The organism is Runella salmonicolor (assembly GCF_024158025.1).
Lineage (GTDB): Bacteria > Bacteroidota > Bacteroidia > Cytophagales > Spirosomataceae > Runella > Runella salmonicolor.
The window spans coordinates 1-25,585 of sequence record NZ_JAMZEL010000002.1 but is presented as its reverse complement, the minus strand read 5'-3'; the positions used below and the strand labels follow the sequence as shown (position 1 = coordinate 25,585).

Here is a 25,585-nt window from a genome sequence, read left to right as displayed (position 1 = left end):
TTTTTTTATTCATCAAATTCGCTTAAAGGCAACAACCCATTGACATAAAACCAAAAAGCGACTAAAAATCAAGTAATTAACGACTAAATGTGTCCTGAAAAATGAGAAAAAGAGGTCTACTTTTACTGATTCCTTTTGTGTTTTTTTATAATTTCAGTTTTTCCCAGTCCCCCGATTTGCGTTCGTCGAAGGCAGATTCCATCCCAAAAGTCAACAACCTGAGAACTGGAGCGTCGGCATCTACTTCTAGTAATATTACAAGAAACAGTCTGCTTGTGCAGCCTCCCTCCAAGGCTGATTCGGCCGCTAAGTATATTTTATTATCCCCCGGTTTTGCAACCGCCGCAACGGGTTCGAGTTTCTATTTGGGCACAATTGTTGGCCGACAAATTGAAGTTGATTTCCCAAAACCAAATCAGATTATCCAACGCAACAACTCCAATCAGGCGATGTTGCGGATTTCGGGCACCTGTGATAGTAGTGCCGTAGCCGTGGAAGTAAATCTGGTGCCTATACAGGGCGGAACCGCCCAAAGTGATTTGTTTCTTGCAACCAACGGTAAGTACCTCGACAGTCTCTGGATTACAGGCGGAGATTACCGGTTAGAAGTCAAAACAATCCTACGGTATATCCCTACAAGCAACGGTACGACGCCGATTTACGGCACTTCTCGGACCGTAAATCGGGTGGGTGTGGGTGAGGTTTTATTGCTTTGGGGGCACAGTTTTCTGGCTGGAGACCCAGCTTACGATGAGCCTTCGTCCGACCCCAGAGTGCGCACGGTGGAAGTGCTTCGAAATCCTTCAATCCCCAACGAACCTGGAAAATTGCAAGACCTTGATGTCCTTCCGCTCGTTTTTCAGCCCATTACTACCTCAAACATTGGTCCTTTTGGGGTTCACAGTTGGATGTGGGGGCGCTTTGGGGACACGCTTGCCAAACGTCTGAATGTCCCAATTTTGCTATATATGACCGCCTACGGTGGGTCTAATGTATGGATGAACATGAAAAACATAAAAAGGGAACGGTTTGGATTTGACTGGTTTGGCGGACAAGACCAATATTGGATGCCTTACCGCCCCGTTGAGGCCGCTTTCTACAAATACATCCCCCTCACGGGTCTAAGAGCGGTGTTGGTTGAACACGGAGGCAATGATGTGGGGCCAAACTTTTTACCTACTCTTTACGAAAACTTCGTTTTTGTCATCAACCATACCCGAACGGTTCAGGCAAATCATTCGCAACTGGCTTTTAAATTGAGCAAGGAAGGCGTTGACTTTTTAAATCAAAACACAGCAGTTGTCAATGACAAAATACAGCAGGTTTTAAATACAGTACCAAACACGAGTCTTGGAATTGACTTAAGCAACCCCGCCACCCAAGGCCCTTGGCGGGACAATGGCGGGAAAGGACATTTTAGGGGCAAATTGGGGCATGACAAATACCTTGAACTATGGAAAGCGGTCGTCCCAAACAGTTTCTTTTCTACCACCACTCCCAAAGCAGCTACAAAGCCAAATTAGCGAGTTTCTTGATGCTAAATTTCATTGGTGGGGAGTGGTTCTCCGCTGGTTTATTATACGACTTAGGTTATTCTTTATCTTTCAGACTAAAGTGAAGTTGGTGCGCTGTTGCGTAAATATCTAGCAATAGAGGCCGACCAGTCTTGGTAGAAGTGTCCAGAATTCTGCCCCAACGCACTTGATTGAGTAAGCTCATAAATTCTGCATCTTTTTTGTAGGCTTCTTTAACTTTTTTTCGACTCAACCAACTCAGTTCTCCCGTTGGATGCTTACTAAAAAAATAGGTATAATTGGGGCTTAGTTCCGACCAGTCGCGGCGGCGATACAGCCATAAGCCTTCATAATTCAGCAATTCAAGCGACTTATAACCAATGATTTCCACCAACTCCCCGCTCCGATAGCACCAATCACGACCTGCTTGACGGTACCCAAATACGGTAGCTAAATCGTACAAATAAGTAGAATCGGGGGTTGTGATTTTAATGCGGTTCATGCGGGGTGTGCGCAATTCAAACCCTTCCCCTTTATTGGTAAATTCGTGGACCAAACGATGGTGAATATAATCATCCACCGTCAGATAGACCCCGTTATTAGGTCTATCGGCTCTCTTTTGAGCTTGGGTTTTGGCCATAAACACCCACAAACACGCCCCCATCAAAATCGCTTTCATCCGTTTACAGCCTCGTATAACTATTGAATTTCCGTTCCTTCTTTCAAGTCTTCGCGGGCATTGATGACAATTTGGTCATTGGCCCGCAAGTTGCCGAACACCTCTGTCAAATCTCCTGATTGCTGACCGCGCCGCACATCGACGTACTGCGCCCGGCCATCAATCACACGAATCACGTACTGCCGCTCCGTAGAAGCCACCACCGATGTAAGCGGCACCGCCAAAGCGCCAGTGCTGCCTTCTGAGTCCAGAATTATTTCGGCAAACATGCCCGGCTTAAACTTTCCAGCGGCATTTGTAATGTCTATTTCGACGGTTTCGGAGCGAAATTGCTCGTTCATGTTGCCCGATCGACGCGTAATTTTTCCCTTAAATACCTGGCCGGGCAACGCACCAACCGTAAACGAAACCGTTTTTCCGTGCTTTAGCGTTGTGCTATAATTTTCGGGAATATCTAGCACGAGTCGAAGGTGATTTTGTTGTTGTAACACCATCATCGGACGCTCCATTTTAGCGCCTGCCCCGACCAGTGCACCAGGATGAACATTTCGTTCGGTAATCACGCCATCAAACGGCGCCCGAACGGTCAGGTAGGATTTGATTTTGGTCAGTGCCCGAAAGTTGGCTTCCTCACCCAGCATCGACGCACTGTCGGCCATCATACGGGCGTTGGCGGTTTCCAAATCCAGCGCCGAGACCGACCCCGGCACTCTGCTACTAGCCCTCAGGCGGCGGTAATGCTCCCGGCTTGCCACCAGTAGCGCATTGGCTTTCAGGGCATTGGAGCGGGCTACCGCCAGCCGCTCTTCTGATTCGGGCGAATCCAAGACCATGAGTATTTGTCCTTTTTTTACAAAAGAACCCCGGTCAACCAATACCTGCTCCACAAATCCGTCGGCCTTGGGATAAATATTTACCTCCTGAAAAGCCTTAAACTCGCCCGGAAGTCGAAACGTCTGCCCCACTTTTTGCGGAACGGCTTTGCCAATTTGGAACTTTGGTCGGTCTACTTGGGCTTTTTTGTCCTTCTTTTCGGCCGTCTCCGAAGAAGAACAGCCCGTCAGGCTGACCGAAACGACCAGCGCGGCCAGACCGCTGAATGCGATTGTTTTCATATTTCTTTATGAACTAAATGATGGATTTCAAGGGATTCTTCTTCAAAAATGGGGTGCGTGACGGGCTCCTCTTCGGGCAAAAGGGATGGGTTTTGGAAGTCGGTACTCCCCTGCAACCAAGCATAGACCTGCGGAACGATGTACAAAGCCGCAATCGTTGACGCAATCAAGCCCCCAATCACGGCCCGCCCCAACGGAGCCACCTGCTCGCCCGCGTCGCCCGTACCAAGGGCCATCGGTACCATGCCCGCAATCATGGCAAAACTCGTCATCAACACCGGGCGCAGGCGAATACCTACACTTTCAACGGCAGCTTTGCGGGCGTCGCGGTACTCCCACCGAAGCTGCTCGGCATTGGTTACAATCAAAATGGCATTGGCAACCGAAATCCCGACCGACATAATAATCCCCATGTAAGATTGTAAATTGAGCGTACTGCCCGTCAGCAACAGCAAGCCAATGGCCCCGACAATCACCGCTGGAATGGTGGACAGCACCACAAATGATAACTTAAACGATTGATAGTTGGCGGCTAAAAGCAAAAAAATGACCAATACCGCAATGGCCAAACCCACCTGCAAACTGTCGAGGGTTTCGACCAACAACGACGACATCCCCTTGATTTGCGTAACAAGGCCCTTGGGCGTTTCGCCCATACCTGCCACTACCTTCTCAACGGCCGTGGTTGCGGCTCCCAAATCGGTGTGGTGAATATTGGCCGAAACCGTCACAAACCGTCGCGGTCCCGTACGGGCGTATTCTCCCGGCAGGGTATCCATCGAAAACGTTGCCACATCCGAAAGCACTGGGCGTACCTGGCCCGCCACCAACGGAATTTCCTGCAATTGGGGCAAGCTCCGCATGGCATATTCAGGAATCTGCACCTGCACTTGGTACGTGTACGCCGATTTTTGATCAAGCCACTGATTTTTTTCGGTAAATCGGCTCGAAGACGTTGACGCCGTGATGGACCGGGCTACCTGCTGAATGTTGAGCCCCATCATTGCAAGTTTTTGGCGGTCGAGTTTGATATTGATGACGGGAAACTTGAGGGGCTGAATGATGCGCACATCCCGCAAAAAAGGCACCTCTGCCAAACCACCCACGAGTTGATTGGCGTAGCTTTCAATTTGGGCCATGTCTCGCCCAGCCACTTGTACTTCGATGGGCGTGTACGCACCCTGACTCATGAGTTTTTCGGTCAGGTCGGCGGGCTCAAAGGAAAGCGTGATGCCGGGCATTTGTTCTTTTACCGCCTCACGCAAGCGTTCTTTAAAATCCTGCATATTGGCGCGGTATTCTTTTGCCAAGGCCACTTTAATCACCGCATCGTTGGAGCCGCTCGTACTCACGTACAGGTTGGTGGTGGCGTAGTTTGTAGGTACCACGCCCACGTAAGCCGACGAAACGGCCAGATTTCCTTCGGCCACTTCATCCACCAAATTCAGCAGTTCTTTTACCTTTTCCTCGGTGCGTTCGAGGCGGGTTCCGTCGGGGGTTTTCATCCGAATTACCATCTGTCCAGAATTAATCTGGGGTAAGATGTCTTTACCGATGTAGATAAATCCAACGCCCGCCAAAACGAAAATAATCAAAAGATATACACTGACAATCAGCCTGTTTCGTCGCATCAATCGCCTAGTTTGCTGCACAAATCCGTCGCGCATCCATTCAAAATACGACGTCTTTTGTTTTACATTCACTTTGTGTTCGGCAACATGAGGGTGGCTTTTCATGAGGTGATTGGCCAGAATTGGCACCAGACTTTGGGCCAAAAAATAAGAGACCGTCATGGCAAATCCAATGGAAAGCGAAAGCGGCAGAAACATGGCTTTCGGTACGCCTGACATCAAAAAGGATGGAGCAAAAACGGCCAGAATACACAATAAAATCAGCAAAAGCGGCAAGGCAACCTCCCGACAGGCATCGTACACGGCCAGTTTTTTGGGTTTCCCCATCTCCAAATGTTGGTGAATATTTTCAATGGTCACCGTGGCTTGGTCCACCAGTATACCGATGGCCAACGACAGCCCCGACAAAGTCATGATATTGATGGTTTGTCCCGCTAAATTCAGCAGTAGTACCGCCGCAATAATGGAGACCGGAATCGTGATGATCACAATCAAAGAGCTACGCCAATCGCCCAAAAAAAGCAACACCATCAGGCCCGTTAAAATAGCTCCGAGGGCCCCTTCAAAAATCAGGCTCTTGACCGCGTTAATCACAAAAACGGATTGGTCAAACTCGTACGAAACCTCAATGTCATCTGGAAGGAGGCTGCGCATTTCGGGCAATTTCGCCTTCAGTCGCGTCACCACGTCCCAAGTTGAAGCGTCGGCCGTTTTGACCACTGGAATATAAGAAGAACGGTTGCCGTTGACCAAGGCGTAGCCCGCCGTTACGTCAGAACCGTCGGAGACCGTCGCTAAATCACGCAGAAAAATGGTGCGATGGCCCTTGGTATTGATGGAAATCTGATTAAAATCTTCGACTTTTTCTTCGAGGGAATTGAGGGTGGTAATGTAGGTCCGGTTTTCGATGCGAATATTCCCCGAAGGCGTCATGACGTTATTGGCCGCTAAAGCCTCGACCACTTCATCGGGCGATACGTTCAGGCTCCTGATTTTGTCGGGGTCAAGATTAATCACAACCGTCCGCGAGTTGGTTCCAATCGGCGGCGGGGCCGTCAGGCCCGGAATGGTCGAAAACAGCGGTCGAATACGCGTAACGGCCAATTCGTGAATCTCCTTGAGAGCCCGCGTTTTGCTACTAAAAACTAAGTCACCGATGGGTACCGAGGAGGCATCGTAGCGCACCACTTGCGGCGGTAACGCCCCCGGCGGAAAAAATTTCATGGCCCGGTTGACCTGAATCGCCACTTCGGCAGCGGCCTGCGCCATGTCGGACCCTTCATAAAAAGCCAGTTTTACGATGGTAAGCCCCTGCACGCTGCGGCTCTGAATTTCTTTGACACCCGAAATGTACAGAAACTGATCCTGCATTCTGGTCGCAAAAAAACCTTCCATCTGCGCGGGCGACATCCCGCCGTAAGGCTCAATGACATAAATAACGGGGGAATTTAGCCGAGGAAATATATCAATCGGAATCTTTGTAGCCGATAAAATTGAGAACACGACAAGCCCACCAATCAGCACCAAAGCCGAAAGCGGACGTTTTAACGATGTGGACAAGAGCGACATAAATACAATGGGTGGTTAAGGGATACTACCGACGAAAAAGGGCGAAAAATGCCTCGAAATTATTGGTGGCGGAGGCTTTTTGGAGTTGCACCCGAAGAACGCGACTTTGGGTAGTTACTACGTCTTTTTCTACCGAAGTAAGCAGTTGCAGGGCATCCGTTAACCCCAAAATATTTTCCAATCCATTGTTATACCGCGAAAGCCGTTGGTTGTAAGCCGCCGTAGCCGACTGCAATGAAAGGGGCAGTTCCTTTAGTTCGAGTTGTAAAACAGAAAGCATCGCCTCCGAAGCATTTAGGGTATTTTTAAGTTGCAGTTGCTCCGCCGCCAGTTGATTGGTCGCTTCTTTTACCCGAAACTGTTGCAATTGAATACGATGGGAAGAACGACGAAAATCCGTCAAGTTGACGGTCATTGCCGCCCCGACCAGTACGTTGGTCCGGCTATAAAGCAGCCCGTTGCCCAAAGGTCCGTAGTTATTTTCAACGTTAATGCTAGAACCCCGCGCCCAAGTCGCCGTCAGCAGCGACACCCTCGGCAGGGCAGCTTTACGAATCACGTCAATCTCTGCCGAGCGGTATTTCGCCAAATAATCACGGTATTTCAGCAAGGGGTGGTCGTTGGTAGGCTCCGAGTAAAGGGGAGATAAACCCACCGATGCCGACTGAAAAGTGGTATCGATTTGCATTTGCTCAACAGGGCGCCCCGTGAGCGTGGCGAGCTGATTGGCGGCCTGCCGATAATCTTCCAACACCTGCCAATAGCCGAGTTTAGCCTTGGAAAACTGCACCGAAACCAGCGATGAATCAAGCCCCGGTTTGATACCGTTACGCACCAAGTTAACGGTGATTCGACGAACGGTATCCACGCGGGCGATGTTTCCCTGCTCAATTTTCAAAAGTTGATGCAGTCGAAGCAAGTCCAAATAGGTCGTAATGACGAGTTGGCGCAGTCCAAATTTTTCACGTTCTAGCGCAGATTCTCCAACGGCAATATCGGTGCGGGCAAGCTGGTCTTCGGCCTTAAAACGCCCGAAATTATACACTTCCCAGTCCATAGAGGCCAGCGCGATATTGCCCGAAGCCAAATCCATACGGTTTTCGGTCCGCCGTCCGCCCGAAGTAGGCACAATTAACCCCAGCGAAAAATACGAACCCGAATGGCCGTTGGCCGTTCCGACATCAATCTGGTCGTGAAGACGAACGTTGGGCAAGCGGTTGTCGCGCACCACCCGGGCGTTTGCCCGAATCGCCTCCAACGCCGAGCGTTGCGCTGCCAGCGTCGGATAATGGGAAAAGGTTGCGTCAATGGCCCTTTCCATCGTCAATACCTGCGAAAACAAACCCGTATGACTCACTAAAATCAAGGCAACCAATGCAAAATTACGACGGGCAAAAAACATCATTTGTGCAATAAATTAAGAAATGGGTGGAGGTGTCGTTTCACCCTTCAAAATAACCACCACGCTCATTAAAGACTCATTAGTGATTTATTAGAATTTGATTAGAAACCAATATCAAGCCGTTTAATGGTTACTTTAGTGGTAGAATTAGCCATTCAAAAGTGTTTTTAGGGTGTTATGAATGTATTATTGGTAGAAGATGACGTTGAACTGGCACAGTTCATTCAGAAGGGTTTACAGTCGGAGGGCATTCCAGTGTCGATGGCCTACGACGGAATCATAGGGCGCAGTTTGGTCAATGAGCACAGCTATGATGTAGTAGTGTTGGATGTAAATATTCCGGGCCTCAATGGGTATGATTTGTGCCGATTTATCAAACAAAACTGGCCCGCTATTCCCGTGATATTATTAACGGCACTGGGGAGTCTTGACAACAAAGTACTGGGGTTTGAATCGGGAGCCGATGATTATCTCACCAAACCTTTTGCTTTCAAAGAACTGGTATTCAGACTAAAAGCCCTTGCAAGGCGGCATTCTTCCCGCCCGCTATTACCCAAACGCCTGACCCTGCTGGATTTGGAACTAGACACGCAATCGCATCAGGTTTGGCGAGCGGGGCAGCGCATTACGCTGACCGCCCGGGAGTACGCCCTGCTGGAATACCTGTTGGTGAATCAGGGGCGCGTAGTGAGTCGAGTGAGCATTCAAGAAAATGTGTGGGATGTACATTTTAATACCAACACCAACGTAGTGGATGTGTACATCAATTATTTGCGTCGAAAAATAGACACCGTAGAGCCAAAACTCGTTCATACCGTTTTTGGGGTTGGATACATGATTGGGGCTGAGCCATGAGCATCAAAGAAAAAGTGACGATTGCGTTTGGGTTATTGGTAGCCACGATACTCGTGCTGTTTTCTTTATTTATTTTTGAAGCCTACGAATCGTACCGCCGTTCGATGATGCGCACCCGGCTGCAACGCCGTGCGCTCTCGGCCCAAACCTATTTTCTGAATCGCAGTGAATTTCACCGGTTCAGCTTTCTCATTTTGCCCGAACAAAAAGAAATGATTTTTGACGTAGAAAACAATCTCATTTATTCCTCCACGGGTCCGCACGACTATGTACCAACCAAAGACCTGCTCCGGGAAGCGCGCCGTAAAGAGATGTATTTTACCTACAAAACGCCCGAATGGCCCTCCCCCAAAGAAGGCGTAGCGCTGTCTTTCAATTACCAAAACCGAAATTATGTGGTCGTCGTAACGGCTTATGACCTCAACGGGCACCAGACCAGCACTAACTTATTTGCCATCCTTTTGGGCGGCAACATTTTATCATTGGCGGTAATTATATTAGCAGGCTTTTTGTTTGCGCGGCGGGCCATGCAGCCGTTTGACCGCTTAATCAGTCAGATAAATACCGCTACCGTCAACGATTTTTCATTTCGTCTATCTTATAAAGCCGAACCCGACGAAGCAAGTTACTTGGCGGGCTCATTCAATCAACTGTTGAGTCGGCTACAAAAATTGGCCGTCAGCCATGAGCATTTTATTGGGTATGCTTCCCACGAAATCCGAACGCCGTTGACGGTCGTAAAGGGAATGTTGGAAACGGGGCTCGCCTACGATCAAACCCCCGAAGCCACCCGCGAGAGCATGGAAAAAGCGCTGCACCGGCTGGAAGACGCCATTGAGTTGGCCAATTCGCTCCTGCACCTGACGGAGGTAGAAGGGCTAAACCCTAATCGACTCATGGAAGATGTCAATTTGGTAGATACGATTTTGGATACCGTGGGCTATTTTCAGGAAAAGTACCCCCATCAACAAATTGATTTGCAATTGACCGAAGTATTTATCGAAAACAGCCCGCGCATTAAGGTGGTCGGCAACAATAGCTTGCTGCGCACGGCTTTGATAAATATTATTGACAACGCCTGTAAATACTCTGATTTTAAGCCCGTACAAGCAGTGATCACCTGCCAACCATTCTGGGTCATAATTGATATTATTGACCAAGGAATCGGCATTCCCAACGCCCGACTTTCAGAGGTATTTTTGCCCATGATGCGGGCCGAGAATGTAGGAACGATAAAAGGCTTTGGGCTGGGCCTGACGTTGGCCGAAAAAATCGTTACCATTCATCGGGGTGTGCTAAATATTCAATCTATCCCCACAGAAGGCACCACCGTTTCGGTCCGTTTGCCTGCCATTTCAATATAAGATGCTTGGTAGTGGTGTCAAAAAAAAACATGACCCGCTCTCAAAGAGAACGGGTCATGCAACAACTTTACCCTACTTGAATAAATCTTCAAAAACCGCTTTCACGGCTCACTTTATCTTTCATAACATTGAGTTGACTATAGAATACAGGAACACACTTGTTGCTGAATTCTTTAGACTACGGTAGCAAAGTAACATAAACTTTTATTCATTTTTATCCCTAAAAGCCGTGAATCCTACCTATTCACCGGTGAAACCTACCTATTTGCCTGCGAAATTAACCTATTGGCGGGTGAATTTATCGCTCAAAATACGCTTCGCAATTTTGAATATTCAGAAAACGGAGGCTTTCTTGGAAGCAGGCATGGCACTTTCAGTGCCCCGACAACGATACCTGAATAGGTGCTTGACGAATGAGGTCTTTTCGTTGATAAATTCGAATACTGTCAATTTCCTTGACGAAAGAATAGTCTCTCGCTACCATACGATTCAATACTAGGTAAGATTCATGCCGCTGCGATTTTAGCGTAAACATCAAATTGTTAGGCCCTACCGCATCCAAGAATAAAGCGGGTTGGTTTTCTTGAAGATTCCGAATGTATTTTTCAAGGTACACCGCCTGAAACGAGTTCTTCATAATACTACGTTGCGAATGCGTTTCTGCCGTTCCCTGCCGCCTTTGACTTTCAACGTATAAACGGCAGTTCCAACCCCACACGGCAATGCAATCTGTCGGCTTTGTAGCCTGTTGAATCCATTCGGCAACGGCTGATTGCTGCAAACGGGCATAACGCGGAAAAACCGCGAGATAAGGATTAATCCTGAAGGCTACCGAAGCCCCGCTTCCAACGTCATTGTTACTCATTGGCGGATAGGTCACTAAAGCCACACTGTAGACGCTGAAATAGCCGTACAGGGTAAACCGTAGAAAAATAAAGAAGAATATCGTCGCCATAAACACCCCAGTTGGCCACCTGTTTTCGGTCGAACCGTTCTCTTTTAGCAACGGTGAAAGACAAACGCTAAGCATCCAGCCCAGAGGAAAAACGGCAAAAAGCAGGTAATGACTAAATTGCGTTTCGGGTTTAAAAACCGCAAAAAGAGACAGCCCCAACGTAACCGCCACCATGACCGCAATCCATTGATAGCCTCCCGTTTTATTGACAAAAGGATTGACCTTCAAAAACCGCAGCAACAACAACGGCACAATCAAAGCGAAGAGCCCAAGAATATCAAGATGGTGCCCCAGATAGGTTGGCAGGGCAATGAACCTCTCCCAAAGTGTATGGGGCAACATCGTTGAATATTGGTTTAATTCTTCATAACCAATCAAATTTGCTAGCAAATAGTAGGTATAAAAGTCATCCAATACGCCATAGTGGGCGCATAGCATCAGAATGATACCGATACTGCTCACTCCGCCGCCCATCAACGTGAAAAGTGCCCGGTAGTTGGGCCGTTGGGCTCGAAGCAGAAAAAAGGCAAGAACCAACAACGGACCCGCAATCACAGGCAAAGCCTGCAACTTGCAAAACGGAATCAAGCCCGCCATAAAACCCATCAGGTATAAGTCAATCGGTGAGCGTTTTGCGCCACTCATCCACCGACAAGCAATGTAGAAGCAAGCCGTCAGTAAGGGCAGGGCGGCAAGTTCACTGCTGTAATGCAGAAAATCAGACCAAGTGGTCCAACCAAAAAAGACGGCAACCGCCAAGGCGCTCAAACGAGTGACGATTGGCGTAGACATCCGTTGGAGACTGCGATAAAAGAAGTAAAAAGCAACCAAAATCAATGCCAATGCGGTGATTCGGGCCGCCGTATAATCGAGGGGAAGACCAAAAACGGCGGGCAACAAAAGCGCATAACTGTTGAGCGGGCCAGAAGTGGTTCCATCAACCGACGCCCAGAATATGGGTTTTTGCCTTAGCGTAATGGCCTGCGCCATCATCTGGCTTTCGTCGGGGTTGAGCTCTTCATTGAACCCAATACTCGGAATCCGGAGAAATATAATCATCACCACGAGCAGTCCAAAATGGCTTTTTGCGGACATTTTGGCGGTATAATCAGGCACAATGCCCGAGGCAAGTCCCAAAACAATGAGTAAAACAAATCCGATTGAATAATAGATGAATGGCCATTCATCAACAAACCAACCCATTCCATCGTGTATCATTCAGTCTATTTAAATTAGGGAAGTGTGGGTATTAATGGCCTAACCATTATACATAATACGCAGATTATCAATTTCTTATTCCTTAAATTTATGCAATAAAATAACATGCATTCAGTGTTCAATTAGGGAATAATCCAAGAAAAAAGTGTTATGTATATTTTGCCTTTTTTTACATAAATCACAGGTTTTACTACCCAACCCATGAGCACGGAAGTTATGCCCTATTGACAAAATCAATACTTTTAATTTACTTTGTAAACAAAAGTACTTTTTGATTCATTTTTTATATTTACCTTGCTGTTTCTGATTGAAGAAACGAAAACAAATCTAAATTCATCAAAATGGTATACTTTGCAGCGCCTGATTCCATCGTTCGGAAAATCTGGGGCAAAGCCGACACAATCCTATTTATCTTTGCGGGCGCCTCGGCCGAGTTTGCGTTAAACAAGGCCGTAGATTGGCTTTATTTCACGGGTAAACTCCCCTCCGACCCACTGGGGCGTTTGTTTTCGACCGTTTCGTACGCCCGCCAAATCGTTTTTTCGGAGTACAGCGAGGCCCTTTTTGCCATTGACAAAATCGCGGCGATTCATCAGGGCGTTGAGCAGAAAAGAGGCGCTCAAATCCCCGATTGGGCCTACCGCGACGTTCTTTTTATGCTCATCGATTATTCCATCCGGTCGTTTGAGTTACTGGAACGAAAATTAAGCCAACCAGAAAAAGAGGAGGTATTTGAGGTATTTTACCGCGTCGGGGCAAGAATGGGCATCAAAGGCTTACCCGTCCATTTTGATGAGTGGCAACAAATGCGCGAAGAGCACATTCAGGAGAACTTATTATCAAGCCATTTCACCCTTGATCTTTACCAGCAGTACAAAAAACATTTAGGTTCATTCCGATTTTTTTTGCTCAAACAAGCGCAGATTTTGGTCGTTCCTCCAAGGGTAAACAGGCTTCTTAGGCTCGGCAAATTCCCCATTTTTGCGTCGGCAATTGGCACCTACAAGCTTCTGAGATTACTAAAAGTAGAGAACTATCTCAAAAATGCAATTTTGCCCGAGGCTTACAAGCCACAAATTGCCGCATTGGACGTTGTATAACATCAAGCTGAAATATTAAAACATCTTCGACAAAGTGGACGTTAATTCAACTAAATGCCAAATTACAGGAACGGTTTTATTTGAGTTGGGTTTATATCTACACTATGATTGATACTATGTTGATGTTGCAGCGAATATTTCTGCTTTTTTTGATGGGCTTTTTTGGATTGACCACTCCCCTTTTGGGGCAGGATAGTCGGTTCAAAAGTTTTATAAAAAAAACAATATCAGATACTACCGCCCCCGGCAAACCCAGTTATCGGTTTTATCCTACGCTGGCTTACGCACCCGAAACTAGCTTTGAGTTTGGGGTATCTTCACTCCTGCTTTTTCAGGCCAAAAATGATACCCTCAACCGCTTAAGTGAAGTGCAAGCGTTTGGCTTTGTCACGATGAAAGGGCAATATGGCTTATGGATTGATAATGCCATTTATGGAGACCACGACAATTGGTTTTTGCTGGGCCGAATGCGCTTCCAGAAATTTCCGCTTCTCTATTATGGCATTGGGCCCTCGCCTTCTGCCAAAGAGCCCGCATTGATCGACGCCAACTATCTTTTGTTCCGGCAACGGGTTTTAAGAAAAATCATTCCCAATCTTTTTGTCGGCCCCGAAATCGACTATCAGCAGCTCTACAACACGGCGTTTAAACAACCCAAAGATCACCTCTACGAAAAACCTCTAGGCACCAACGGAACCATTAATGTGGGTCTGGGAGCAGCCTTGGTGTATGATAACCGTCACAATGTGCTGAATGTAAGAAAAGGCCTTTTTGGTGAACTCTCCTTTCTTAAATATCATCCAAGTATTGGCAGCGAATATACCTTTCACGGGGTCAATCTGGATGTGCGCTCCTACCATCCGACAAGCCCGCGCAATGTGCTGGCTTGGCAGGTATATGGTAATTTTTACGGGGGCAATATTCCCTTCAACCAACTGGCATTGATGGGTGGCGAAATGATTATGCGGGGGTATTATTCAGGCCGTTACCGCGACAAAAACATGATAGCCGCCCAGGTAGAACATCGCTGGTTGCCTTTCGGTTTTAGTAAGCGATTTGGGGCCGCTGCTTTTGCGGGAGCGGCCGTGGTAGCCCCCAAAATCAGCGAATTTTCTACCCAATACATCCGCCCTACTGCTGGTGTCGGACTGCGTTATTTGCTCTTCCCAAGGCGGGATATTTATCTCCGATTAGACGTTGGTTTCTCCGAAGACGGCCCCAACTTTTATCTATTTACGGGCGAGGCATTCTGATGTAGACAATGACTGGCATAACGGATTGGGCTAAACGCAACTGGCTATTATTAGTTCTGTTGTTAGAGACTGGAGTGGCATTTCTTGTTAATCGCTGAGTTACTAAAATGAGCAAACGCCCGAAATATATAAAGTATCAATCCCAAGAGCTTGACTCCAACGACCTTGTACATACAAGCGTGAAGACATTCACTTGATTTACGTAAATATCCTCCTAGGTTCGTTAGATATTTTCCAAAGATATTTTCCAAAATTAGTACTGAGGAGAAGCCGTATTATTTTTAAGCAATGCAGATATCCATTTACACTATTTCGATTATTTTGCATTTGAAAATTATCTCAATTATTTAACTTATGCTAAAAACAGCCATTTCACTTATTCTCTTTTATTTGAGTATAACCATCACTCAGGCACAAAGCAAAAAAAACAAATGGTATCTAGGAGTAGGTTTAGCCGAAAATTATGCCTTTGCGACGATACCTAACTCCAAAGGGGCTTGGTCTTATTTGGTAGAAATGCCTACTATCGGGTACTTAATAAAGGAAAACCTTGCCGTTAGTTTGGGGACCTCAGTTCATATACCTCCCAAAAGTATCTTGAGGCTTTTTGATGATCCCCCTATCATTTATTGTATTAATCCCGCGCTGAGGTATTATTTTGGAAAGAAAGATTTTAAACCTTATGCACAACTCCTGTATAGGTTTGGTAGGGAGAATCTGGGGAAATATGAACTAAGAAACCCCAATGGTCAACTAGAGACTTATGAATATATTAATCGAGTACAAGTGATCCAGATTGGGGGTGGTGCGGCGTATTTTTTTACACCGAAAATGAGCATAGATTTAGGTATATATTTAGATAAGATGTTTCGGAGAGCAAAGGAAACCTATCCCGACTTCATTACAGGGGCTCCTTTATCCCCTAAAACACAAAAAGGTACTAATTCAGGTTTTCGACTCGGACTTTGTTTTTATTTTTAAAAAATTCAAATACTACAAAGCTGCAATTTTGGCTAATTAAGCTACTAAACTGAATACTTATACTTGATTTAAGTAAATGTGCAAAATTAATTTATACTTCACGTAGAGCCGCTAAGTTTTAGATAATCAACCTTTTATGCTCTTTGCGCCAGTGCGACTTTGCGTGAATAAATTTGCTTAATTACTTAAGTAAATACAGCCTTTTAAAACGGCTTGAGTTCGATTCAACATGTACTTAATATCTAGCCAGAATAAGCCCAATTAAGGCTTCAAAAGGGGTCTTTAAACTCCTTTCTGGGGGGGGGGTAAAAAAATAAGCGCATAATTTGAAGTAAAATAATACTCATCCCCCTTTTGTCCCTTTGAAAAGCATCATCATATTATTACTATCTTCATACCAACGTTAAGAATGCGATTATTTTTTCTTTCTCTTGCCTTTATCGCGGTCATTTTAAGACTTAATGCCCAGAATGTTACCATCACTCCCACTGGGGTTACGCCCTCCTTTAACTACCCACGCCTCACGTATGATGCTATTTTGGCCCTATCTGGGCCAATTGAAGGCGATTTAGCGTACGACCTTACCTTTAAATGCCTTCGGGTATATAATGGCTCTAAGTGGGTATGTACAATATCCAACGCTTCCGACTTTAACCCTAACATTACCTCAATTGCCTCTGCCGGTGGAAATGGCTACGATATAGGTCAAAGTGTCGCGGTCGATAACGTGGGCAATGTATACATCACAGGACAATTTGAAGGAACTGCCGCTTTTGGAAACATTTCCGTTACTTCTGCCGGTGGTATCGGTGTGTTTATCGCAAAATATAATCGCGATGGACAGGTGCAATGGGTAAAATCAGCAGGAGGATGGGGTAATGGATTTGGTCTTGGCATCGCAGTAGATACCAGTAGTAATGTATACATAACTGGAATCTACCATATCACAATATCTTTTGAAAACACCACCCTTACTTCCGCTGGAAACAGTGATTTATACATTGCTAAATACAACACCAACGGTATCTTACAATGGGTGAGATCAGCAGGAGGGCCAAACAGTGACTTGGCAAACAGTATTGCCGTCGATGCTGCCGGGAATGCGTATATCACTGGGTATTTTCAGGGAACATCAACTTTCGGAACCGCTTCCATTACGGCTACCCCTTTACCTTATGACGATGTATTTATTGCAAAATACACCACCAATGGAACCTTCCAATGGGTAAAATCTGCCGGAGGCTCCAGCAATGATTTTGGTTATGACATCGCTGCCGATTCTAATGGGAATGTATACGTGACAGGCTCTTACTTTGGGACTGCGTTTTTTGATGGCACCCCAATCACATCTGAAGGAAGCAATGATGTGTTTTTGGCTAAATACAATACCAACGGAGGGAAAGAGTGGGTACGTTCGGCCGGAGGAACAGGCACTGAAAACGGACAGGGAGTTGCCGTAGATGGCAACGGCAATGTGTACATCAGCGGTAATTTTAATACTACAGTACGGTTTGATAATAGGTACGTTACCTCCAAAGGCAATAATGATATTTTTATTGCTAAATATACAACCGACGGCACTAACTTATGGCTGAGAAGTGCAGGAGGAATAAATAACGAGAACGGTAGAGAAATAGCAGTCGATGCCATAGGCAGTGTGTACCTGACGGGCTATTATAATACATCCGCCATGTTTGGAGGTAGCTCGCTCGTTTCAGCCGGGTACAACGACCTTTACGTTGCAAAATACAGCACAAACGGAGATTTTGAGTGGGCAACATCGGCGGGAGGTGCAAATGATGATTATGGACAGGGCATAGCGATTGATGCTTCAGGTAATGTTTTTGTGGTCGGAAATTTTGAATTAAAGGGTGTTTATGGCAACAAAACGATTACATCCGCAGGAAGCTATGATACAGTGGTAGCCCGAATTGAAAAGTTTTGATAACTAATCCGACAGTTTTAGGGCTCGAAATTAGTAAAAGCCCATGGGCTTGCATTATTTTGTGAGAATACCTGTACCATAAAAATCATAGGGTAGTCGTCATTCAACGTTGACGGACTCCCTTGCTATTCCACCCCCTAAATCAATGGAAAAAAAAAGCCTGTCTGAAAGAGACATCTGCACCAAGTTTATTACGCCCGCACTCGAAAAAGCTGGCTGGAATAAATTGACTCAGTTTTTGGAGGAGGTTTCGTTTACCGACGGCAAAATCTACGTGCGCGGTAAAATGACCGCAAGGGGAGAACGCAAACGGGCTGACTACATTCTGTACTACAAGCCCAATATTCCCATTGCCATCATTGAGGCCAAAGACAACAAACATTCGGTGCGGGCTGGTATGCAGCAGGCGCTCAACTACGCCCGCATTTTGGACATTCCCTGCGTGTTCAGCAGCAACGGCGACGGCTTTCTCTTCCATGATCGCACCGCCACCGATGCGCAGATTGAAGAAGAATTAGGTTTGCATAACTTTCCTACGCCGCAACAGCTTTGGGAGAAGTATAAAAAATACAAGGGCATCACTACGCCCGACGCGGAGAAGATTGCCGCGCAGCCATATTACGCCGACGGCAGTGGACGCAACCCACGCTACTATCAACAAATCGCGGTCAATCGTACCGTGGAAGCCATTGCCAACGGACAAAATCGCATCCTGCTGGTGATGGCAACCGGAACGGGAAAAACCTATACGGCCTTTCAAATCATTCACCGACTTTGGAAAAGCGGAGCCAAGAAACGGATTCTCTTTCTGGCCGACCGAAACGCGCTCATTGACCAAACACGACGAGGTGACTTCAAGCATTTCAGGGATAAAATGACGGTGGTCAAACACCGCCAAATTGACAAGAGCTACGAAATCTATCTGGCTTTATACCAAGGGCTTTCGGGGTCTGATGATGCCGCCAACGTTTACAAACAGTTTTCACCCGATTTCTTTGACCTTATTGTCATTGATGAGTGCCACCGGGGCAGCGCCAATGAAGACAGTGCCTGGCGCGAAATTCTGAGTTATTTCAAAAACGCCACGCACGTGGGCCTAACCGCCACGCCCAAAGAAACCGAAGAAACCAGCAACAGCGAATATTTCGGCGAGCCCGTTTATACTTATACGCTCAAGCAGGGCATTGATGACGGATTTCTGGCTCCGTATCAAGTAGTACGCGTCGCGCTCAATGTGGATGCCGAAGGCTGGCGACCTGAACAGGGCAAAACCGACAAAGCCGGAAACTTGGTGGAAGACCGCGTGTATAATCGCTCGGATTATGACCGAAAATTGGCGATTGACGAGCGAACGGATACCGTAGCCCAAAAAGTCACGGAATTTCTGAAAGGCTACGACCGCTTTGCCAAAACCATCATTTTTTGCGTGGACATCGATCATGCCGAACGAATGCGCTCGGCCATGGCCCGCCACAATGCCGATTTGGTGGCCGAAAACTACAAGTACGTGATGCAGATCACGGGCGATAACGACGAAGGCAAACGCGAGCTTGACAACTTCATTGCCCCCGAAGAACGCTATCCCGTTGTAGCGACCACTTCTGAATTGATGACCACGGGCGTAGATGCACAAACCTGCAAAGTGATTGTGTTGGATGCCAACATCAATTCCATGACTAAGTTCAAGCAGATCATCGGACGCGGCACCCGAATCAACGAGGAATACGGCAAACGCTACTTTACCATTCTCGACTTCAGAAATGCCACCGACCTGTTTGCTGATACGGCCTTTGACGGTGACCCGATTCGGATAAAACCAGTAAGCGAAGAAGAAGACCTGAGCGGCATCGTCGAAGAGGACGCCAACAATACCGAACCTATCATTGATGAAGTATCAGGAGAAGAAATTGATCTGACGCCCCAAGCGCCCGTAATTCGGTATCCAACCCTTCCCAGCAGCGGCGATACATTGCAGGAACCGCGCCAAAAAGTGTACGTCAACGGGGTGGATGTGTCGGTGCTGGTGAGTCGGGAGTTGTATTTTGATAATCAGGGCAAACCCATTACTACGAGCCTGAAAGACCATACGAAGGGCATTATTCAGGGAAAATTTGCTTCGTTGGATGATTTTTTGAATCGTTGGAATAGCACTGAACGTAAGGATGCTATCGTGGCCGAACTGCTCGAACAGGGCGTAATGGTTGAGGCGCTGTACGAGGCGGTCGACAAAGAAGTTGATTTATTTGACTTAATTTGCCACGTCGCCTACGACCAACCACCGCTGAGTCGGAAAGAACGGGCCAACAACGTGAAGAAGCGCAACTACTTCACCAAGTACGGCCCCCAATCCCGAAAAGTGCTGGAAGCCCTGCTCGACAAATATGCCGACGAGGGCATTACCAACATCGAAAGCATGGACGTACTCAAAGTAAAACCATTAACCGACTTTGGTTCACCGGTAGAGATTATTAAGGGCTTTGGCACCAAATCTGACTATCTGAAAGCCATCAAAGAATTAGAACAAGAACTTTATAAATTAGCGTAATGAGTAACATAAGTGGCGTAATCAAAAGCATCCGCGACATCATGTGGCAGGATACGGGCCTCAACGGCGATGCCCAGCGCGTGGAACAGCTGGGCTGGATGCTTTTTCTTAAAATATTCTCCGACAAGGACTTAGAACTCGAACTGCTGGATGACACCTACACTTCGCCCATTCCGGCGGAGTTTCATTGGATACAGGAAAAGGGCAATTGGGCTGGCGACGACGAAGGCATCACGGGCGACGAACTGCTGGAGTTTGTGGACCGTAAACTCTTTCCGGCCCTGCGCAACCTCGACGTCAGTACGGGCAACCGCCGGGCGCTCATTGTACGGGAGGTGTTTGAGGGCAACAACAACTACATGAAGAGCGGCATCAACATCCGAAAGGTGTTGAACAAACTCAACGAGATAGATTTTAACGTGGCCAAAGACCGCCACGCTTTTGGCGAGTTGTATGAAGGAATCCTCAAAGAACTCCAAAGTGCGGGCAAAAGCGGCGAGTTTTATACGCCCCGCGCCATTACGCAGTTTATCACCGACATCATTGACCCCAAAATCGGGGAGAAGATTCTTGACCCCGCCTGCGGAACGGGCGGCTACCTGACCTGCGCCATTGAGCACCTCAAAGCACAGGCCAACAGCGTGGAAGACCGCCAAAGCATTGCCGAAAACGTGCGCGGTTGGGAGTACAAACCGCTGCCGTTTCTATTGGCGACCACCAACCTGATTTTGCACGATATCGAAGTGCCCAATATTCGTTTTGGCGATGCGCTCGACCAACCCTTGAGCAATTTTACCGAGAAAGACCGCGTTCACGTTATTTTGGCCAACCCTCCGTTTGGCGGGATTGTGGCCAACAATAACGAAAACAACTTTCCCCAAAACTACCGCACCAAAGAAAGTGCCGACCTGTTTTTGGTCCTGATGATTCACCTGCTCAAACAGGGTGGCCGCGCGGGAATCGTGTTGCCCGACGGCAGCCTCACGGGCGAGGGCGTGAAGCTGCGCGTACGCCAACGCCTGTTGGAGGAGTGCAATCTGCACACCATCATTCGGTTGCCCAACAGCGTGTTTCAACCCTACGCCACGGTAGCAACCAACCTGCTTTTTTTCACGAAAGGCACGCCGACCAAGGAAATCTGGTATTACGAACACCGCCTGCCCGAAGGCCAAAAATCGTATTCCAAAACCAAAACCATCCAAGCCAAGGAGTTTGAGCCCATCAAAGCATGGTGGAACAACCGCACCGAAAGCGACGTGTGCTGGAAGGTAGACATTCAAACCATCATTGACCGCAACTACGATCTGGACATCAAAAACCCTGTAAAACAAGAAGAAAGCCACGACCACAGCAGCGCCGAACTGATGGCCATGTTGGAAAAGTCATTTGCTAAAAGCCACGCGTTGTTGGGGCAGTTGAAGGAGGCGGTGCAGGGCTAAATGAGGGCTATTCGTAGTCAAACATACGAATGGGGTAATCAGGGAAGTATCTATCTCACAGCGTTATCAAAAACGGCATCGTAGTCAATCTCGGCCAAATACCTGCCTGCTCCCAATGTTATTTTTGGGTGTTGGGTGTTTTTCTTGGGAGATTTGCTGTTTCCTTCGTTTGTTTTGATTTTGGGCGTTATGGTTTTCATCGGTGCCTGAGTTATATAGCCTTTCAACAAAGATAAAAAAAAATTAGTTTAGCCTCACAGACAAAGGCACAAACCACCGAAAACAAGCAGATTGACACAAAACCAACATGAGTAGAAAAATTGCCTTTTTTACTAAAATCATAAACAAAAAAGTCCTTGCGCGTGAGGAATCTTTTGCCAGCGTGGTGTGCGTAAGGATTGCGCGGGGAAGCTTTGGCAAAAGTGCCCTTCTTTTGTTACTTTTCTTGGGCAAGCAAGAAAAGTAAGGGCTCACCAAATTAAAATTGGCAGAAGCCTTAATCCGAAGCAATAAAATTTAAAACATTTTACGAAAAACAATCAATGAGTTGGAGAAAAGTAAAATTAGGGAATATATGTACCATTGAAAAAGGGATGACCGGGATTCAAAAAGCAATTCCGGGCCCTTATCCAATGGTTGTAACAAGTGAAGAACGAAAATCCCACAACGAATACCAATTTGATGCAGAGGCTGTTATTGTACCCTTAGTCTCTTCTACCGGTCACGGTCATGCCAGTTTAAAACGGATACATTATCAAACCGGCAAATTTGCTTTAGGCTCCATTCTGTGTGCGATTATTCCTAATGACTCAACCGTCCTTAATGCCGAATATCTATACCGTTTTCTGGACTCTAACAAAGAAAATGAGTTAGTTGGACGAATGAAAGGCATGGCAAACGTCTCTTTGCCGCTCAAAGAAATTGCTCAAATTGAAATCCCTTTGCCTCCAACCATTGAAGAGCAATTGAAGTTCGTTGAAAGCTATAAACAGCTTGAAAATCAAAGTTCTGAACTCTCCACCGAACTCACCCACCAACTCGACCTTGTCAAACAACTCCGCCAATCCTTCCTGCGCGAAGCCATGCAGGGCAAACTCGTTGAGTCAAGCCACGATGGAGAAACCGGCCAACAACTTTTAGCTAAAATCAAAGCCGAGAAAGCCCAACTCATTGCCGCCAAAAAACTCAAAAAAGAAAAAGAGCTGCCGCCCATTAAAGCGGAAGAGATTCCTTTTGAGATACCAGAGCATTGGACTTGGTGTCGTTTGGGGGAGGTTTCAGAAGAAATAGTATATGGAACATCTGAAAAAGCCTTTGAGGAAGGAGAAATACCAGTATTGCGGATGGGCAATATTACAACAGACGGTAAAATCCTTTATTCAAATCTAAAATATGTTTCTTCAACAATACCTGCTCTTCCAAAGCTTTATCTTAATAATGGGGATATGGTTTTTAATAGAACTAATAGTTTTGAATTAGTCGGGAAAACTGGTGTTTTTGAAAATGATAAGCCTTATACTTTAGCCTCTTATTTGATTCGAGTTAGATTTATGATGGATATTAATTCAAGATTTATATCAAATTACATAAACAGTTCATTATGTAGATTGACACAACTTGAACCACAAATAATACAGCAAAATGGCCAAGCCAATTTTAATGGGACAAAGCTTGGTAATATTATTATCCCACTCCCACCCCTTTCCGAGCAGCGGCGCATTGTAGAAAAATTGGAGTCATTGATGCAAACCTGCGATGCGTTGGAGGCAAGCATCAAAAGCAGTCAGCTGCAAAACCAACAGCTTTTGCAGCAGGTGTTAAGGGAGGCGTTAAAAAAATAATCAATGTTATCCTTAAATCTGCATAAAGCCGCCGAAGAGCGCATACAAAAACTTACTTCAAAGATTGCGTTGGTTAAATCAGCCTTTACGTCTCTTGAAGTGAATGGCCCCATTGAGTTTACCGTCAATGACTGTCAGACATTTTTAGACCAAATAGCACAAATTGACCGAGCAACGGGCCTGAATCAAAAGCCCGTGGTGTACGTGTATGTACTTGAAAACCATGCCGAAAACGGCGAAACGCTTTTCAATCGACTTAAGGAATACAAAGCAAGTCCTGAATCTAAGGTCTTTGCTTTATCAAGAAGTAAAAAGGAGTTTGACAAAGACTCAATCGCCTTATATGTGGGCAGTGTCAAAAAAGATATTCTTTCCCGTATCAAACAGCATTTGGGAGTAGGCCCTCAAAAAACGTACGCCATGCATCTCAAACATTGGGTAGGCGAATCCCCTAAGCTACAATTTTACTACATCCCCCTTGCAGACTCAGCACAAACCTACGAAGTTGAGGCTGCCATTGCCTCACAGTTAAAGCCGCTTTTGGGAAAATCTATAGAAATCTGATTCAAGCAAAGCGTTGGAAATCACAGTAGAATACATTGAGCGAGCTTCGGCAGAGATAGCTTTATGATGCTTTCATACCTGAGGAATTTATCCGGGTTTTTCGTGGCTGATTGACTATTTGGGAAATGAAATGTATTTTTGATGTAAAATCAACTCCCAACAACAATGACTGTCATTATTCCGCCTAACGCCACTGAAAAGCAAATAGAGGCTGCATTGGAAAAGCTTAACAAAGCATCGAAAAAGTTTGACGTTGACAAGTTTTTCGGAAAGATGCAATGGGGGCAAGATCCTCTGAAATTTCAACGGGAATTGAGAGGTGAATAGAGAAGATTATATTTTATTTGACACAAACGCTCTGATTCGCCTATTGGAAGGCGACCCGTTGGTAAAATTGATACTTGGTAATAAAAGGCCTTGCATCTCCATCATTACCGAAATGGAGATACAATGTAAGCCCAGAATTCTTCCGAACGTCAACTTTTGAAGCAATTATTAGATCAGTTGGTTATTTTTGAAATAAATGAGCAGATCAAAAACCTTGCTATTAAAACAAGGCTGTCTACTTCTTTAAAACTGATGGATTCAATCATCGTTGCTACGGCTCAATGGATAAATCTGCCGTTGGTAAGCAGCGAAACTAAATTTAAGAGCGCGTCTTTGGTAGATATTGTACTGTTAAGCAATAGAAAAACCCAATAAATTTTATCTGCTTGACAAAGAAAACGCTCGGCCTTACCGAGCGTTTTCTTTGTTGTGACCATTACTCCTACTATACCATTTCTTTCATCAACTCATCAATACAGTGTTGATGATTCAGCCCCATTTTTGTACGTTCTGTAACAATGATTTTTGAATTGCCATAGGCAGCCGTTGCCTGAATAAAACCCGAAGGACGCGCTTCATAGTGAATCCTCGCTTTTTCAAAAATCGGCTTGGCCCACGTCTCCAGATTGGTAAAGAGGATCACATTTTGGGGTTGAAGGCAGTTAAGCTCTTCAACAAATAGCTCAGCCGCATATTCCTGCGCTTTTATCTCATCGCCATCCGGGTTCCAGCCCTTTTGCGGTGCAATTTTCATCAAATTACTCCAAGCAATCACCTCATTCCAATCCTTGTCGGTCTTCCCGTATTTTTGTTTAACCAGTTTGTAGGTGACATTCCAAAAGAAAGAGCGAAAAAGGCCCGATTTTGTCCAGTTGGTATTGACCCAGTTCAACGCACACTCTTCTCCTTCGGCCTGCGACTCCTCAATCGCCAATTCTATATGAGCATCCAACCTATGCTCATCATCTCCGATGGTAAATCCAGAAGGCAGCCATTCATTTACGGCCTGTCCTACCACCAACAAATGCTTCCCCTGAGCATATTCCTTTCCGATCATGGGATAAAAAGCCGTGTATTCTTTCCCCTGATTGTGTACTGCCTTCGTAAAGGCCAATAGATTTTCTCTAAAAAGTCGGTCGTATTCAGGTGTCATACGGGATCAATTCCAAAAGTTGTGGAGTAACTTAGATTAAGCATATATCTGAGTTAGCCGATACAGGAAGAATTCTACGTTTCTTACCCCTCTGAACTGACTTCTGAACGCTTTGATTTTGGCGTTGAAGGATTC

The 25,585-nt window shown here is 46.2% G+C and carries 19 protein-coding genes and 1 pseudogene; 13 read left to right on the top strand and 7 right to left on the bottom strand.

Annotation, left to right across the window (positions count from 1 at the left end):
* Positions 1–101 precede the first annotated feature (101 nt).
* Positions 102–1,523, top strand: coding sequence for a hypothetical protein (locus NCI00_RS05975; protein ID WP_253526058.1), 1,422 nt, complete (start codon positions 102–104; stop codon positions 1,521–1,523).
* Between the two features lie 67 nt (positions 1,524–1,590).
* On the opposite strand, the gene NCI00_RS05970 is transcribed toward NCI00_RS05975, so the two are convergent.
* From NCI00_RS05970 to NCI00_RS05955, 4 genes are read right to left on the bottom strand one after another with little or no spacing between them, the layout of a single operon-like run.
* Positions 1,591–2,193, bottom strand: a complete 603-nt coding sequence (locus tag NCI00_RS05970; RefSeq protein WP_253526057.1) for a hypothetical protein — start codon at positions 2,191–2,193, stop codon at positions 1,591–1,593.
* Positions 2,194–2,213: 20 nt separating this feature from the next.
* Complete coding sequence (locus NCI00_RS05965) at positions 2,214–3,308, bottom strand: efflux RND transporter periplasmic adaptor subunit (RefSeq protein WP_253526056.1); 1,095 nt, start codon at positions 3,306–3,308, stop codon at positions 2,214–2,216.
* Positions 3,305–6,508 (bottom strand): efflux RND transporter permease subunit, encoded by a 3,204-nt coding sequence (locus NCI00_RS05960; protein ID WP_253526055.1) that lies wholly within the window; start codon positions 6,506–6,508, stop codon positions 3,305–3,307. Before NCI00_RS05960 ends, NCI00_RS05965 begins: the two co-directional genes overlap by 4 nt.
* A gap of 25 nt (positions 6,509–6,533) precedes the next feature.
* Positions 6,534–7,913 carry a TolC family protein gene (locus NCI00_RS05955; protein WP_253526053.1) on the bottom strand — a complete coding sequence of 460 codons (1,380 nt, stop codon included), beginning with the start codon at positions 7,911–7,913 and terminating at the stop codon, positions 6,534–6,536.
* 174 nt (positions 7,914–8,087) lie between these two features.
* Between NCI00_RS05955 and NCI00_RS05950 the strand changes: the two genes are divergently transcribed.
* Entirely contained in the window at positions 8,088–8,765 is a 678-nt protein-coding gene (locus NCI00_RS05950) for a response regulator transcription factor (RefSeq protein ID WP_114065893.1), read from the top strand.
* Positions 8,762–10,129: a sensor histidine kinase gene (locus NCI00_RS05945; RefSeq protein WP_166559045.1), complete on the top strand. Its 1,368-nt coding sequence runs from the start codon at positions 8,762–8,764 to the stop codon at positions 10,127–10,129. The genes NCI00_RS05950 and NCI00_RS05945 overlap by 4 nt, the downstream gene beginning before the upstream one ends.
* A gap of 373 nt (positions 10,130–10,502) precedes the next feature.
* On the opposite strand, the gene NCI00_RS05940 is transcribed toward NCI00_RS05945, so the two are convergent.
* Positions 10,503–12,302: a glycosyltransferase family protein gene (locus NCI00_RS05940; RefSeq protein WP_253526051.1), complete on the bottom strand. Its 1,800-nt coding sequence runs from the start codon at positions 12,300–12,302 to the stop codon at positions 10,503–10,505.
* 341 nt (positions 12,303–12,643) lie between these two features.
* Here NCI00_RS05940 and NCI00_RS05935 point away from each other — a divergent pair, with 341 nt between their 5' ends.
* The 6 genes from NCI00_RS05935 (at position 12,644) to NCI00_RS05910 (ending at position 21,565) form a co-directional block, all read left to right on the top strand.
* Entirely contained in the window at positions 12,644–13,402 is a 759-nt protein-coding gene (locus NCI00_RS05935) for an oxygenase MpaB family protein (RefSeq protein ID WP_253526048.1), read from the top strand.
* 152 nt (positions 13,403–13,554) lie between these two features.
* Positions 13,555–14,655, top strand: a complete 1,101-nt coding sequence (locus NCI00_RS05930) for a BamA/TamA family outer membrane protein (RefSeq protein ID WP_374758836.1) — start codon at positions 13,555–13,557, stop codon at positions 14,653–14,655.
* A 354-nt stretch (positions 14,656–15,009) separates the two neighbouring features.
* Complete coding sequence (locus tag NCI00_RS05925) at positions 15,010–15,636, top strand: hypothetical protein (RefSeq protein ID WP_253526042.1); 627 nt, start codon at positions 15,010–15,012, stop codon at positions 15,634–15,636.
* Between the two features lie 409 nt (positions 15,637–16,045).
* Entirely contained in the window at positions 16,046–17,581 is a 1,536-nt protein-coding gene (locus NCI00_RS05920) for an SBBP repeat-containing protein (protein ID WP_253526040.1), read from the top strand.
* A gap of 145 nt (positions 17,582–17,726) precedes the next feature.
* Positions 17,727–20,126 carry an EcoAI/FtnUII family type I restriction enzme subunit R gene (gene hsdR, locus NCI00_RS05915; RefSeq protein ID WP_253526038.1) on the top strand — a complete coding sequence of 800 codons (2,400 nt, stop codon included), beginning with the start codon at positions 17,727–17,729 and terminating at the stop codon, positions 20,124–20,126.
* The gene (locus NCI00_RS05910) at positions 20,126–21,565 is read left to right on the top strand and encodes a class I SAM-dependent DNA methyltransferase (RefSeq protein WP_253526036.1); all 1,440 of its coding nucleotides are present in this window, start codon (positions 20,126–20,128) and stop codon (positions 21,563–21,565) included. Before hsdR ends, NCI00_RS05910 begins: the two co-directional genes overlap by 1 nt.
* A gap of 50 nt (positions 21,566–21,615) precedes the next feature.
* On the opposite strand, the gene NCI00_RS05905 is transcribed toward NCI00_RS05910, so the two are convergent.
* Complete coding sequence (locus tag NCI00_RS05905; RefSeq protein WP_253526034.1) at positions 21,616–21,765, bottom strand: hypothetical protein; 150 nt, start codon at positions 21,763–21,765, stop codon at positions 21,616–21,618.
* Positions 21,766–22,107: 342 nt separating this feature from the next.
* On the opposite strand from NCI00_RS05905, the gene NCI00_RS05900 reads away from it, so the two are divergent.
* The 4 genes and pseudogenes from NCI00_RS05900 to NCI00_RS05885 all read left to right on the top strand — a co-directional run.
* On the top strand, positions 22,108–23,406 hold the full coding sequence (locus NCI00_RS05900) for a restriction endonuclease subunit S (protein ID WP_253526032.1): 1,299 nt from the start codon (positions 22,108–22,110) through the stop codon (positions 23,404–23,406).
* Positions 23,407–23,409: 3 nt separating this feature from the next.
* Positions 23,410–23,970 (top strand): hypothetical protein, encoded by a 561-nt coding sequence (locus NCI00_RS05895; protein ID WP_253526030.1) that lies wholly within the window; start codon positions 23,410–23,412, stop codon positions 23,968–23,970.
* 165 nt (positions 23,971–24,135) lie between these two features.
* On the top strand, positions 24,136–24,297 hold the full coding sequence (locus tag NCI00_RS05890; RefSeq protein WP_253526027.1) for a hypothetical protein: 162 nt from the start codon (positions 24,136–24,138) through the stop codon (positions 24,295–24,297).
* Positions 24,298–24,450: 153 nt separating this feature from the next.
* Positions 24,451–24,672 (top strand): annotated as a pseudogene (locus tag NCI00_RS05885) (PIN domain-containing protein); the annotation flags it as partial.
* 70 nt (positions 24,673–24,742) lie between these two features.
* Here NCI00_RS05885 and NCI00_RS05880 read toward each other — a convergent pair.
* Entirely contained in the window at positions 24,743–25,450 is a 708-nt protein-coding gene (locus NCI00_RS05880) for a hypothetical protein (protein ID WP_253526024.1), read from the bottom strand.
* Between the last annotated feature and the right edge of the window lie 135 nt (positions 25,451–25,585).